This window comes from Methylobacterium endophyticum (genome assembly GCF_050591105.1).
Taxonomy (GTDB): Bacteria; Pseudomonadota; Alphaproteobacteria; order Rhizobiales; family Beijerinckiaceae; genus Methylobacterium.
On the sequence record NZ_JBNHES010000005.1, the window covers coordinates 187,457 to 201,448 of the forward strand.

Below are 13,992 nucleotides of genomic sequence, written 5' to 3' on the forward strand. Positions count from 1 at the left end.
CTCAGCTCCCCTTACGCGACGGCGCCGGCGGGCGGGGTGGTCGGCTCGATGTTGACGAGCCACGCCTTGAACTCCGGCGTCTCGGTGTTGGCGTCGCCCACCACCGGCGTCAGCGAGTTCGGGTGCCATCCCTTCTTGGTCAGGCCCATGAAGCCCCAGTGCTGCGGGATGCCGACGACATGAACGGGCTTGCCGTCGCAGATCAGCGGCTTGATCCGCTTCGTCACCACCGCCTTGGCCTTCAGCGAGCCGCGCTTCGACCAGACCCGGACCCAGCCGCCCTTGACGATGCCTTTCTCCTTAGCGAGCTGCTCGGAGATCTCCACGAAGGCCTCGGGCTGGAGCATCGCGTTGATGCGCGAATGCTTCGTCCACTGGTGGAAATGCTCGGTGAGCCGGTAGCTCGTGGCCGCGTAGGGAAACTCCGCCGAGGTGCCGAGATCGGCCAGATCCCCCTTGAAGATGCGGGCGGCGGGCGCGCCCTTGATCTTCGGGAAGGCGACGTTCGCCACCGGCGACTCGAAGGGCTCGTAATGGGTCGGGAACGGCCCGTCCCGCATCAGGCCGCGGGTCCAGAGCCGGGCGACGCCCTCCTGATTGAGGATGAACGGGCCGACACCGGCCTCGGGCGCGCTCGTCGGGCCGAAATCCGGCACGTCGAAGCCGACCCACTGCTTGCCGTTCCACTCGATGAGCTTCTTCTTCTCCGACCAGGGCTTGCCCTCGGGGTCGCAGGAGGCGCGGTTGTAGAGCACGCGGCGGTTGGCCGGCCAGGCGAAGGCCCAGTTCGGCGCGATGCCCTTGTTGCCGGGGTCGGTGTTGTCCCGGCGGGCCATGGTGTTGCCCTTCTCGGTGTAGCAGCCCGAGTAGATCCAGCAGCCGCAGGCGGTGGAGCCGTCGTCCTTCAACTGGGCGAAGCCGTCGACCTGCTTGCCGGCGGGGATCGTTGCGCCGGCCGCATCCTGGATCGGGGCGAGGGTGTAGCCGTTGAGCTCGCGCGCCAGCTCCACCGGCGTCGGCGAATCCGCCGTCGCATAGTTCCAGGTCAGATCGACGATCGGGTCGGGGAAGGCGCCGCCCTCCTTCTTGTAGAGCGCCTTCATGCGCAGGAAGAGCCCCGCCATGATCTCGATGTCGGAGCGGCACTCGCCCGGCGGCTCCTGCGCCTGCCAGTGCCACTGCAACCAGCGGCTGGAGTTCGAGAGCGAGCCCTCCTCTTCCGCGAACAGCGTCGTGGGAAGCTCGAACACCTCGGTCTGGATCTTGGCAGGGTCGACGTCGTTGTACTCGCCGTGGTTTTCCCAGAACCGGGCCGTCTCGGTCTGGAGCGGGTCCATCACCACGACGAACTTCATCCTGGCGAAGGCTTCCGCCATCTTGGCGCGGTTGGGGAACGACATCAGGGGGTTGAAGCCCTGGATGAAGTAGCCCGTCATCTTGCCTTGCTTGGCCAGTTCGAAGCCGCGCATGATGTCGTAGTTCGGCACGTCGAGCTTGGGCAGGTAGTCGTAGGCCCAGCCGTTGTCCTTGGTCGCCTTCTCGCCCCACATGGCCTTCTGGAAGGAGACGAAGAACTTGTTGTAGTTCTGCCAGTAGCTCGTCTGGCCCGGACGCAGCGGCTTGAACTGCCGCTTGCTCATGTAGTCGGAGTAGTCCGGCTCCTTCTCCGTCGGGATGCTCATATAGCCCGGCAGCAGGTTGCTCATCAGCCCGACATCGGTCAGGCCCTGGATGTTGGAATGCCCGCGCAGGGCGTTCATGCCGCCGCCGAGCATGCCGATATTGCCGAGCAGCGTCTGCACGATGCACATCGAGCGGATGTTCTGCGACCCCTTGGAATGATGGGTCCAGCCGAGCGCGTAGAGGGACGTCATCGTCCGCTCGGGGCTCGCCGTCGTGGCGATGACCTTGCAGACCTCGAGGAACTTCTCCTGGGGAGTGCCGCAGATCCGCGAGACCATCTCCGGCGTGTAGAGGGCGACGTGCTTCTTGAGGAGCTGCATGACGCAGCGCGGGTGCTGCATCGTCGGGTCGACGACGGCATAGCCGTCCGGCCCGATCTCGTAGTCCCAGGTGGTCTTGTCGTAGTCGCGTTTCTCCGGGTCGTAGCCGGCGAAGAGCCCCTCCTCGAAGGTGTAGCCCTCCTTCACCACGAAGCCGGCGTTGGAATAGGCCGAGACGTAGCGGTGCTGGATCTGGTCGTTGTCGAGCAGGTACTTCGCCACCCCCGACAGGAAGGCGATGTCGGTCCCCTGCCGGATCGGGCAGTAGATGTCGGCGACGGAGGCCGTGCGCGTGAAGCGCGGATCGACGACGATCAGCTTGGCGTTGTTGTGGGCCTTGGCCTCGACCACCCACTTGAAGCCGCACGGATGCGCTTCCGCCGCATTGCCGCCCATGACCGTGATGACGTCAGCGTGCTTGATGTCCATCCAGAGGTTGGTCATCGCACCACGACCGAACGAAGGCGCCAGACTGGCGACCGACGGGCCGTGTCAGACCCTGGCTTGGTTGTCGAAGACCAGGGCCCCCATGCTTCGGACCGTCTTGTAAGTCATCCAGGCCGTCTCGTTCGTCGTCGCCGAGGCGCCGAGGAAGCCCGTGGTGGTCCATCGGTTGACGGTGAGGTCGCCATTCTTGGCGACGAAGTTCCTGTCGCGGTCGTCCTTCATCAGGCGCGCGATGCGGTCGAGGGCGAAGTCCCAGGACACGCGCTTGAACTCGGAGGTGCCGGGCGCACGGTACTGCGGGTACTTCGTGCGCGTCTCGGACTGCACGAAGTCGAGCAGGCTCGATCCCTTCGGGCAGAGCGTGCCGCGGTTCACGGGATGGTCGGGATCGCCCTCGACATGCATCACCGCCGAGCGGGCGTTCTTCGACCGGTCGCCGAGGCTGTAGAGGATGACGCCGCAGGCCACCGAGCAATAGGGGCAGGTGTTGCGGGTCTCGCGCATCTGCGCGAGCTTGAACGGCCTCACCGAGGCCGCCATCGCCGGCTCCAGCCCGCCGAAGCCGAGGGCGCCGAGCGTGCCCCCCGCGAGCCCGGCGCCGAGCCCCTTCAGGAGGCCGCGCCGCGAGATCTGGACGTTCATCCCACGATCCTGTTGCGAGTTGTTATCATTCCAGATGCTCACAGGATTGCGCGCAACTGGCAAGTGCGGTGGCGCGACGCGGAGGCTCGTTTTGTCAGCCTCCGGCCGTGCGACCGGCGGGTCATTTCGAGGGGGAGGCGGGGTTGGAGCCCGATGGGCCGGGGGTGCGGTGATCGAGAGGGCGCTGCGGATCGGCGCCCGGCGAGGGCGACGTGTCGCCCCCCGGCACCGGCCGGCTCGCGTTCTCGCGGACGGAGTCTCCGCCGGGATTCGGGGCGTCCTTGGCCGCGGATTCCTCACGGGGGATGGGCGCCTGGACCCAACCGTCATGGGCGCTCTTCGACTTGTCGCCGAGCACGTCCTGGCCCTTGATCTCGCCGGGCGCCGTCTGCGCCGAGGCGGGGGACGGCAGGGCCAGCGCGAAGGCGGCCAGCAGGACGGCAGGGGGCAAGCGGATCATGGCGGGCGCCTTCGAGCGGACGTTGCCGACCAACCGGCCGGCGCGGGCGCCGGTTCCGGCGCAGGCTGCTTCACCCTGGAGCGGGCCCGCGTCTTCCAGACGGCCGCCCGGCCGCTATGATGAGGGCCGGACAGCAACCACAATGGACATCGGTTGAGCGCGCGCGACCGCACCGTTCCTGCGCAGGACGGCATCCCGACACCCGAGGCCGCCCTGCTGCGGCGGCTGCCCTCCGTCGACGAGGTGCTGCGCTCCGAACCGGGCCGGGCCGCGTCCGAGCGCTTCGGCCGGTCCGCCGCCGTCGCCGCGACGCGCCTGTCGCTCGCGGAAGCGCGCGCGGCCCTGAAGGCCGGGGCCGGGGAGGCGCCCGCGCCGCCCGCGATCGGAACCGCCGCCCTCGCCCGCCTCGACGCCGATCGGGCGCCGAACCTGCGGGCGGTCCTCAACCTCACCGGCACGGTGCTGCACACCAATCTCGGCCGGGCGGTGCTCGCGGAGGCGGCGGTCGAAGCCGCCGTGCTCGCCATGCGCGAGGCGGTCGCCTTGGAGTTCGACACCGCCACGGGCAAGCGGGGAGAGCGCGACGACCTCGTGCGCGGGCTGCTCGCAGAGCTGACGGGCGCGGAGGACGCGACCCTCGTCAACAACAACGCGGCCGCCCTGATGCTCGTGCTGAACGCGCTCTGCGAGGGGCGCGAGGCGGTGGTCTCGCGCGGCGAGCTGATCGAGATCGGCGGCTCCTTCCGGCTGCCCGACATCATGGCCCGCTCGGGCGTGCGCCTGCGCGAGGTCGGCACCACCAACCGCACCCATCCGCGCGACTACCGCGACGCGGTCTGCGGGGAAACGGGCCTCCTCCTCAAGGTCCATACCTCGAACTACCGGGTCCAGGGCTTCACCGCGGAGGTGGGCCCGCGCGATCTCGCGGCGCTGTCGCGTGAGACGGGCGTGCCCTTCGTCAACGATCTCGGCTCGGGCACCCTCGTCGATCTCGCCCGCTTCGGCCTCGCCCACGAGCCGACCGTGGCGGAGGCGGTGGCGGAGGGGGCCGACCTCGTCACCTTCTCCGGCGACAAGCTGCTCGGGGGCCCGCAGGCCGGCTTCGTCGTCGGGCGGCGCGATCTCGTCGCGCGGATCAACAGGAACCCGATGAAGCGCGCCATGCGGGTCGACAAGATCCGGCTCGCCGCCATCGAGGCGACGCTGCGTCTCTACCGCGATCCCGACCGGCTGGCCGAGCGGCTGCCGACCCTGCGCAGCCTCGCCCGGCCCGAGCCCGAGATCCGCGCGGCGGCCGGGCGCGTCCTGCCCGCGCTCCGGGCGGCGGCCGGCCCCGGCTTCTCCGCCGACATCGCCGCCTGCGCCAGCCAGATCGGCTCCGGCGCGCTGCCGCTCTCGACCCTGCCGAGCGCCGCCCTCCGCCTCCGGCCCGTACAGAGGAAGGGGCCTCCGCTCCAGGACCTCGCCGCCGCGTTCCGGGCGTTGCCCATGCCGGTGATCGGCCGGATCGAGGACGACGCGTTCTGGCTCGATTGCCGCTGCCTGACCGACGAGGGCGCCTTCGTCGCCAACCTGTCCGCCCTGATCGTGGAGACCGGCGCGTGAGCTGGCTGTCGCGCCTGATGCCGCGCCGGCAGGCCCCCGTCCCCGATCCGATGGCGCTGGCGCGGTCGCGCGCGGAGGCCGGCGACCATGAGGGGGCGCTGGCCCTGTGGGAGCCGCTCGCCCGCGCAGGCGACGCGCGCGCCTGCAACAACATCGGCGCCTGTTTCGCGGAAGGGTTCGGCGTGCCGCGCGACGCCGTGCTCGCCCTGCACTGGCTGACGCTCTCGGCCGATGCCGGCGATCCGGTCGGGCAACGCAACCTCGCCTCGCTGCTGTTCAAGGGCGGCGGCGAGGGCGTCCCGGCGGACGGCCCTCGCGCGGCGCGCCTGTATCGCGCCTCCGCCGAGCAGGGCGACGCGATCTCCCAGGACATGCTGAGCTGGATGCTGCTGGAGGGAGGCGACATCGCCCTCGATCCCGCCGAGGCCATGGGCTGGGCGAGGAAGGCCGCCAGCGCGGGCATCGCCGCCGCGATGACCCGCATCGGCATGATCCACCACAACGCCCTCGGCGTGCCCCGCGACGCCGCCGAGGCCGCCCGCTGGTGGCGGCGCGGGGCGGAAGCCGGCGACGCGGACGGCCAGGCCATGCTCGGCGCGGCGCTGACCATGGGCTCCGGCGCGACGAAGGACCCGGAGGAGGCCCTCGCCTGGCTGCTGCGGGCTCAGGCGAACGGCAGCGCGCTCGCAGGCTCCTTCCTGCCCGCCGCCCGGAGCGCCCTCGATGCCGAGGCACTGGCCAGGGCGGAAGCCCGCGCCCGCGCGCCCCTCGGGGAGGCGGCATGATCGTCGGCACCGCCGGCCATATCGACCACGGCAAGACCGCGCTGGTGCGCGCGCTCACCGGGGTCGAGACCGACCGCCTGAAGGAGGAGAAGGCGCGCGGCATCTCCATCGATCTCGGCTTCGCCTATCTGCCGGTGCCGGGGGGAGGCCGGCTCGGCTTCGTCGACGTGCCGGGTCACGAGCGCTTCGTGCAGACCATGCTGGCGGGGGCTGGCGGCATCGACTGGGCGCTCCTCGTGGTCGCGGCCGACGACGGCCCGATGCCGCAGACCCGCGAGCACCTCGCCATCCTCGACCTGCTCGGCATCGGGCGCGGTCTCGTCGCCCTGACGAAGAGCGACCTCGCCGGCCCCGAGCGGCTGGCGCAGGTCGAGGCGGAGATTCGCGGGCTGCTCGCGCCGACGAGCCTCGCCGGCCTCGACATCCTGCCGGTCTCCACCCGGACGGGGGAGGGGGTCGACGCCTTGCGCGAGACCCTGTTCGCGGCCGCCCGCCGGCACCAGGGCCGCGCCGCCGACAGGCTCTTTCGGCTCGCGGTCGACCGCTCCTTCGTGCTGCCCGGTGCGGGCACCGTCGTCACCGGCACGGTGCTGTCGGGCTCGGTGGCGGTGGGCGAGCGCGTCGTCGTCGGCCCCTCCGGCCTGCCGGCGCGGGTGCGGGCGATCCACGCTCAGAACGAGGCGGCAACGCGCGGCGGCACCGGAGAGCGCTGCGCCCTCAACCTCGCCGGGGACGGCGTCGGCAAGGATGCGATCCGGCGCGGCGACATGGTCTGTGATCCGGCGCTGCACGCGCCGAGCGCGCGCATCGACGCGGAGTTCCGCCTGCTCGCCTCCGAGCGGAAGGCGGTGGAGACCTGGATGCCGGTGCGGCTGCACCACGCGGCGACGAATGTCGCGGGGCGCCTCGTGCCGCTCTCCGCCACCCGCATCGCGCCGGGCGAATCCGGGCTCGTCCAGATCGTGCTGGATGAGGCGATCGCCGCCACGGTGGGCGACCGTTTCGTCCTGCGCGACACCTCGGCCCAGCGCACCCTCGGCGGCGGCCGCTTCCTCGACCTGCGCGCGCCTGCCCGCAAGCGCCGGACGCCGGAGCGCCTCGCCGCCCTGACCGCCGCCGGGCGCGGGGAGGGCGCCGCCGCGCTCGGCCCGCTGCTCGACGGTCCGAGCGCCTGGCTCGACCTCGCCGCCTTCGCCCGCGACCGGGCACTGCCCTTCGAGACCGCGCGCGGACACGCGGAGGCGCTGTCGCTCGCCACGCTGACCGTCGCCGACGCGACCCTCGCCTTCCCGGCGAGCACCTGGGACCGGATGCGGCGCAGCCTGAGTTTCCGCCTCGCCGAGTTCCACGCCGAGAATCCCGACCTCATGGGGCTCGGCCAGGAGCGCGTGCGGCTCGCCATGGAGCCGCGCCTGCCGGCCCCCGCCTTCCGGGCCTTCCTCCAGCGCCTCGCGGCGGAGGGCGAGATCGCCCTCGAAGGGGCCTGGGTGCGGCTCGCCTCGCATTCCGTGACGCTGTCGGCCGGCGACGAGCGGCGCTGGGCCTCGATCGCGCCGCTGCTCGGAGGCGGGGAGCGCTTCAAGCCGCCGCGCGTGCGCGACATCGCCGGCGCGACCGGCGTCCCCGAGCCGGAGATCCGCAAGCTGATGAAGCTCGCGGGCCGCCTCGGCCGCGTCGACGAGGTCGCCCACGACCACTTCTTCCTGCGCGCCACCGTGTCCGAGATGGTGGACATCGTGGCCGCGCTGTCCCAAACCTCGCCCGCGCGGGAGTTCACCGCCTCGCAGTTCCGGGACCGCGTCGAGAACGGCCGCAAGGTCGCGATCCAGATCCTGGAGTTCTTCGACCGCCACGGGCTCACCCTGCGGCGCGGCGACCTCAGGCGCGTGAACCCGCACCGCCTGGACCTGTTTCGCCCCCTGCCCGGATCCGGCGAGGGACACGCGGCGTCCGGAGGAGAAGCGTCCCCGGTGGGGCGTCCGGACTTCAAATCCGGGTGAGGCCGCGAGCCGGTCTCAGGTGGGTTCGACCCCCACTCTCCTCCGCCACCTCCCGCGTCGGCGATGCCGGTACGGAACAGCCTCCGGCCAACGGAATCGGGCCCGCATGACGGTCGCCGCATGGGGCGCCGAGGCCCGATCCGGGCCGTCTCCCCGCCGACCCCGCCCGCGACATTCCGGCGCGAGGATTGCCGGATGCACTGCGGTAAAGCCGCAACGCCCCTTCGCCATGCCTGTCGCGCGGGGCTCATGCGGCATCGACGGCACCTGAATCCGTTTGACGGGCGGTGCCTTTGCGCTAGGCAATGGCTCGCATTACGCATGGGTTCGCGAAGCGGAACCTCGATCGAGCCGGCTCCCTCCGGGGGCCGTCACGGAGCACTCCATGGCCTCTTCCTCGACGCTGGAGCGTGACGCGCACCGCGTCTCCTCGGACCACAAGGTCGATCCGAGCGAGATCGCGGTCGGCGTCGTCATCGGCCGCGCCTCGGAGTATTTCGACTTCTTCGTCTACGGCATCGCCTCGGTGCTGGTCTTCCCGAAGGTGTTCTTCTCCTTCGAGCCGGACGCGCTCACCGCGACGCTCTACTCCTTCGCCATCTTCTCGCTGGCCTTCGTGGCGCGCCCGATCGGCTCGGCGATCTTCATGGCCGTCGACCGCCGGCACGGGCGCGGCGTGAAGCTGACCATCGCGCTGTTCCTGCTCGGCGGCTCGACGGCGGCGATCTCCTTCCTGCCGGGCTACGGCCAGATCGGCTACGCGGCGATCTATCTGCTCGCGGGCCTGCGTATCGCGCAGGGGCTGGCGCTCGGCGGCGCCTGGGACGGGCTCGCCTCGCTGCTCGCCATGAACGCCCCCGTGGAGCGGCGCGGCTGGTACGCGATGATTCCCCAGCTCGGCGCCCCGCTCGGCTTCATGGTGGCGAGCGCGCTGTTCTCGTTCTTCGTCGTCAACCTGACCCCGGAGGACTTCCTGGACTGGGGCTGGCGCTTCCCGTTCTACTGCGCCTTCACCATCAACGTGGTGGCGCTGTTCGCCCGCCTGCGGCTAGTGGCGACCGACGAGTTCCAGGGCCTGATGGAGAAGGGTCGGCTCGAGGCGGTGCCCGTCCTCGAATTGCTGCGCCACCACGCGCTCGACGTCTGGATCGGCGCCTTCGTGCCGCTCGCCGCCTTCGCGCTGTTCCACCTCGTGACGATCTTCCCGATCAGCTGGATCACGCTCTACACCGACCGCTCGGCCGGCGAGTTCCTGATCGTGCAGTTCTCCGCCGCCATCGTCTGCGCCGGCGCCATCGCCGCCTCGGGGCTGATCGCGGACCAGATCGGCCGCCGCAACGCGCTCCTGATGAGCTCGGGCCTCATCGGCCTGTTCGCGCTCGGCAGCACCATCGCGCCGCTGATCGTCGGCGAGAGCGCCATCGGCCAGACGATGTACGTCACCATCGGCTTCATGCTGCTCGGCCTCGCCTACGGGCAGACCGCCGGCGCGGTGACATCGCGGCTCGGCGCGCGCTACCGCTACACCGGCGCGGCGCTGATGACGGATCTCGCCTGGATGTTCGGAGCGGGCTTCGCGCCGCTCCTCGTGCTCGCGCTGGCGAGCCGTTACGGGCTTGCCATCGTCGGGCTGTATCTGCTGTCGGGCGCGCTCGCCTCGCTGCTCGCCCTCATGATCGACCGTTCCGAGATGCGGCAGGTGTGACCGGCCCCGTGACCCCGCACGGCGCCTCGGCGCCAGGACGAAACGCCGCCGCGGCAGCGGCTCAAGCATAGGTCGAGTTCCGTGGCCATCCCCGTCCCCAGCCCCTCCACGAACGAGCCCCGCGCCCCGCGCCGCCGGTCCCCGCTGCTGCGCCGGATGGTGCAGGGCCTCGCCCTGGTGCCGCTCGCGGGCCTGCTCGCTGGCTGCAACCTCGTGGTGATGCAGCCCTCCGGCGACGTGGCGCTCCAGCAGCGCAACCTCGTGCTGGCCTCGACGGGGCTGATGCTGCTCATCATCGTGCCGGTGATCGCGCTGACGCTGTTCTTCGCCTGGCGCTACCGCGCCTCGAACGAGGCCGCGACCTACGACGCCGACTGGCACCACTCGACCCAGCTCGAGCTCCTGATCTGGACGGCGCCGCTCCTGATCATCATCGCGCTCGGCGCGCTCACCTGGATCAGCACGCACACCCTCGACCCGTTCCGGCCGCTGTCGCGCATCGAGGCCGGCCGGCCGGTGCAGCCCAACACCAAGCCGCTCGAGGTCCAGGTCGTCGCCCTCGACTGGAAGTGGCTGTTCTTCTACCCCGAATACGGCATCGCCACCGTCAACGAGCTCGCCGCGCCCGTGGACCGGCCGATCGCCTTCAGCATCACCGCCTCGACCGTGATGAACGCGTTCTACGTGCCCGCGCTCGCCGGCATGATCTACGCGATGCCCGGAATGGAGACGAAGCTCCACGGGGTCATCAACAAGGCCGGCGTCTATGACGGCCTGTCCTCGCATTACAGCGGGGCGGGCTTCTCCTACATGACCTTCAAGTTCCACGGCCTGTCGCGCAGCGACTTCGACCAGTGGGTCGCCAAGGCGAAGGGGACCGGCACCGATCTCAGCCGCGAGGCCTATCTCGATCTCGAGAAGCCGAGCGAGCGCGTCGCGGTCCGCTACTACAAGAGCGTCGCCGACGGCCTCTTCGGCTCGATCCTCAACATGTGCGCCGTTCCCGGCAAGATGTGCATGAGCGAGATGATGCATATCGACGCCTCGGGCGGCGCCGGCAAGGACAGCCAGGAGAACCGCGAGAAGCTGCGCTACGACAACCGCCACACGGAGCAGGGCGAGGAGGCGCCGGGCGCCACCGCGCCGGCGACGCATAGGGCTCCGCGCAGCGACGGCCCCGACGCCGGCACCAAGGGCGACCCGCACCAGGGCCATTCCATGCCGGGCATGAACCACGATTCCGTGGCGCCCGCGCAGCGCAGCAACTAGGCGCGCCCGGCGCGCCGCCTGACCTCATCGAACGGGCCGATCCCATGTTCTCCAATCCGGATCTTCAGAAGCTCGTCTTCGGGCGCCTGTCGCTGACCGACATCCCCTTCCACGAGCCGATCCTGCAAGCCACCTTCGCGGGCGTCGCGCTCGGGGGGATCGTGGTGCTCGGCGCGATCACCTATTTCCGCTTCTGGGGCCCGCTGTGGCGGGACTGGGTCACGTCCGTCGACCACAAGAAGATCGGCGTGATGTACATCGTCCTGGCGATCGTCATGCTCCTGCGCGGCTTCGCCGACGCGATCATGATGCGCGCCCAGCAGGCCGTGGCCTTCGGCGCCAACGAGGGCTACCTGCCGCCGCACCACTACGACCAGATCTTCACGGCGCATGGCGTGATCATGATCTTCTTCGTGGCGATGCCGTTCGTCACCGGGCTGATGAACTACGTCGTGCCGCTCCAGATCGGCGCCCGCGACGTCGCCTTCCCGTTCCTCAACAATTTCAGCTTCTGGATGACCGTCGCCGGCGCGATCACGGTGATGATCTCGCTCTTCGTGGGCGAGTTCGCCCGCACCGGCTGGCTCGCCTATCCGCCGCTCTCGGGGGCCGACATGAGCCCCGGCGTCGGCGTCGACTACTACATCTGGGCCCTCCAGATCGCCGGCATCGGGACGCTGCTCTCAGGGATCAACCTGATCGCGACCATCGTGAAGATGCGCGCGCCGGGCATGACCATGATGAAGCTGCCGATCTTCGTCTGGACCTCGCTCTGCACCAACGTGCTCATCGTGGCCGCCTTCCCGATCCTGACCGCCGTCCTCGCGCTGCTGTCGCTCGACCGCTACGTCGGCACGCATTTCTTCACGAACGACCTCGGCGGCAACCCGATGATGTACTTCAACCTCATCTGGATCTGGGGCCACCCGGAGGTCTACATCCTCATCCTGCCCGCCTTCGGCATCTTCTCGGAGGTGACCTCGACCTTCTGCGGCAAGCGCCTCTTCGGCTACGCATCGATGGTCTACGCCTCGGTGGTCATCACGATCCTCTCGTACCTCGTCTGGCTGCACCACTTCTTCACGATGGGCTCGGGCGCCTCCGTGAACTCGTTCTTCGGCATCACGACGATGATCATCTCGATCCCGACGGGGGCCAAGATCTTCAACTGGCTGTTCACCATGTTCCGCGGCCGCATCCGCTTCGAGCTGCCGATGATGTGGACCGTGAGCTTCATGGTGACCTTCACCATCGGCGGCATGACCGGCGTGCTGCTCGCGGTGCCCCCGGCCGACTTCGTGCTGCACAACTCCCTGTTCCTGATCGCCCACTTCCACAACGTCATCATCGGCGGGGTGCTGTTCGGCATGTTCGCCGGGGTGAACTACTGGTTCCCGAAGGCCTTCGGCTTCAAGCTCGATCCGTTCTGGGGGAAGCTGTCCTTCTGGTTCTGGACGATCGGCTTCTACGTCGCCTTCATGCCGCTCTACGTGCTCGGCCTGATGGGCGTGACGCGGCGCGCCAACCATTTCGACGATCCGGCGCTTCAGATCTGGTTCGTCGTCGCGGCCTTCGGCGCGGTGCTGATCCTGTTCGGCATCCTCTCGATGATCGTGCAGTTCGCCGTCAGCATCAAAAACCGCGCGGCGCTGCGCGACGTCACCGGCGACCCGTGGGGCGGGCGCACCCTCGAATGGTCGACCTCCTCGCCGCCGCCGGACTACAACTTCGCCTTCACGCCCCGCATCCACGATCTCGACGCGTGGTGGGACATGAAGCGACGCGGCTACAGCCGTCCGCTCGAAGGCTTCAAGGCGATCCACATGCCGAAGAACACCGGCACCGGCGCCATTCTCGGCGCCCTGTCGGTGGTCTTCTCCTTCGCCATGATCTGGTACATCTGGTGGCTGGCAGCGGCGTCCTTCGCCGCGATGGTGATCGTCACCATCGCCCACACCTTCAACTATAACCGCGACTTCGACATCCCGGCCGACACCGTCGTCCGCACGGAAGGCGAGCGCACCACCATGCTCGCAGGGCAGGCCTGACCGCGATGGCGATGCATCTGAACACCGCCCCGCCCGGCAGCGAGGCCCCGGTCTTCTACGAGGCCGAGGAGCACGCCCACGAGGCGAGCACCATGCTCGGCTTCTGGATCTACCTGATGAGCGATTGCCTCATCTTCGCGGTCCTGTTCGCCACCTATGCCGTGCTCGGGCGCAACTACGCGGCCGGCCCTTCGCCGCAGGACCTGTTCGACCTCAAGCTCGTGGCGCTCAACACCGCGATGCTCCTGTTCTCCTCCATCACCTACGGCTTCGCCATGCTGGAGATGGAGAAGGGCAACCAGCGCGCCATGCAGCTCTGGCTGTTCGTGACGGGGCTCTTCGGCGCGGCCTTCATCGGCATCGAGCTGTTCGAGTTCTCGCACCTGATCCACGAGGGCGCGGGCCCTCAGCGCAGCGGCTTCCTCTCCGCCTTCTTCGCGCTGGTCGGCACGCACGGCCTGCATGTGAGCTGCGGCCTGATCTGGCTCGCGGTGCTGATGGTCCAGACCGCGCGGCGCGGGCTGATCGTCGAGAACAAGCGCCGGCTGATGTGCCTGTCGATGTTCTGGCACTTCCTCGACGTGGTCTGGATCGGCGTCTTCACCTTCGTGTACCTGATGGGAGTCGTTCGATGAGCGCTGCGAGCGACGCGGGCCACCACGGCGACGGGCACGGCCACGACGCCTCCGCCGCGCACGGCTCCTTCAAGGGCTACGTGACCGGGTTCGTGCTGTCGGTGATCCTGACCGCGATCCCGTTCTGGCTGGTGATGGCCGACGTGCTGAAGGACGCCGTCTGGACGACGGTGGTCATCCTGGCCTTCGCCGTGGTGCAGATCGTGGTGCACATGATCTACTTCCTGCACATGAACACCAAGTCCGAGGGCGGCTGGACCATCCTGGCGCTGATCTTCACGATCACGCTGGTGGTCATCACGCTGACCGGCTCGATCTGGGTGATGCACCACCTCAACACCAACATGATGCCGATGTCGGCCCACGACGCGCTGCACCGCCAACCCTGACCGG

The 13,992-nt window shown here is 69.6% G+C and carries 10 protein-coding genes and 1 tRNA gene; 9 read left to right on the forward strand and 2 right to left on the reverse strand.

Features of this window, described 5'->3' with window-relative positions; all coding sequences use genetic code 11:
* Positions 1 to 11: 11 nt before the first annotated feature.
* The gene (fdnG, locus tag ACP56T_RS08255) at positions 12 to 3,092 is read right to left on the reverse strand and encodes a formate dehydrogenase-N subunit alpha (protein WP_430911658.1); all 3,081 of its coding nucleotides are present in this window, start codon (positions 3,090 to 3,092) and stop codon (positions 12 to 14) included.
* A 121-nt stretch (positions 3,093 to 3,213) separates the two neighbouring features.
* The gene (locus tag ACP56T_RS08260; RefSeq protein WP_430911659.1) at positions 3,214 to 3,552 is read right to left on the reverse strand and encodes a hypothetical protein; all 339 of its coding nucleotides are present in this window, start codon (positions 3,550 to 3,552) and stop codon (positions 3,214 to 3,216) included.
* Between the two features lie 192 nt (positions 3,553 to 3,744).
* Between ACP56T_RS08260 and selA the strand changes: the two genes are divergently transcribed.
* From selA to cyoD, 9 genes are all read left to right on the forward strand, one after another.
* On the forward strand, positions 3,745 to 5,157 hold the full coding sequence (selA, locus tag ACP56T_RS08265) for an L-seryl-tRNA(Sec) selenium transferase (RefSeq protein WP_430911728.1): 1,413 nt from the start codon (positions 3,745 to 3,747) through the stop codon (positions 5,155 to 5,157).
* Positions 5,154 to 5,942, forward strand: coding sequence for a tetratricopeptide repeat protein (locus ACP56T_RS08270; RefSeq protein WP_430911660.1), 789 nt, complete (start codon positions 5,154 to 5,156; stop codon positions 5,940 to 5,942). Before selA ends, ACP56T_RS08270 begins: the two co-directional genes overlap by 4 nt.
* Positions 5,939 to 7,942, forward strand: coding sequence for a selenocysteine-specific translation elongation factor (gene selB / locus ACP56T_RS08275; protein ID WP_430911729.1), 2,004 nt, complete (start codon positions 5,939 to 5,941; stop codon positions 7,940 to 7,942). Before ACP56T_RS08270 ends, selB begins: the two co-directional genes overlap by 4 nt.
* Positions 7,895 to 7,990, forward strand: a tRNA-Sec gene (locus ACP56T_RS08280). The genes selB and ACP56T_RS08280 overlap by 48 nt, the downstream gene beginning before the upstream one ends.
* Positions 7,991 to 8,327: 337 nt before the next feature.
* Positions 8,328 to 9,647 carry an MFS transporter gene (locus ACP56T_RS08285; protein WP_430911661.1) on the forward strand — a complete coding sequence of 440 codons (1,320 nt, stop codon included), beginning with the start codon at positions 8,328 to 8,330 and terminating at the stop codon, positions 9,645 to 9,647.
* Positions 9,648 to 9,803: 156 nt separating this feature from the next.
* Entirely contained in the window at positions 9,804 to 10,916 is a 1,113-nt protein-coding gene (gene cyoA / locus ACP56T_RS08290; protein ID WP_430911730.1) for a ubiquinol oxidase subunit II, read from the forward strand.
* A 44-nt stretch (positions 10,917 to 10,960) separates the two neighbouring features.
* A complete protein-coding gene (gene cyoB, locus ACP56T_RS08295) occupies positions 10,961 to 12,964 on the forward strand; it encodes a cytochrome o ubiquinol oxidase subunit I (protein ID WP_430911662.1) in 2,004 nt (667 codons plus the stop codon).
* 5 nt (positions 12,965 to 12,969) lie between these two features.
* Complete coding sequence (cyoC, locus tag ACP56T_RS08300; RefSeq protein WP_430911663.1) at positions 12,970 to 13,599, forward strand: cytochrome o ubiquinol oxidase subunit III; 630 nt, start codon at positions 12,970 to 12,972, stop codon at positions 13,597 to 13,599.
* Positions 13,596 to 13,988, forward strand: a complete 393-nt coding sequence (gene cyoD, locus ACP56T_RS08305; RefSeq protein ID WP_430911664.1) for a cytochrome o ubiquinol oxidase subunit IV — start codon at positions 13,596 to 13,598, stop codon at positions 13,986 to 13,988. Before cyoC ends, cyoD begins: the two co-directional genes overlap by 4 nt.
* Positions 13,989 to 13,992: the final 4 nt, after the last annotated feature.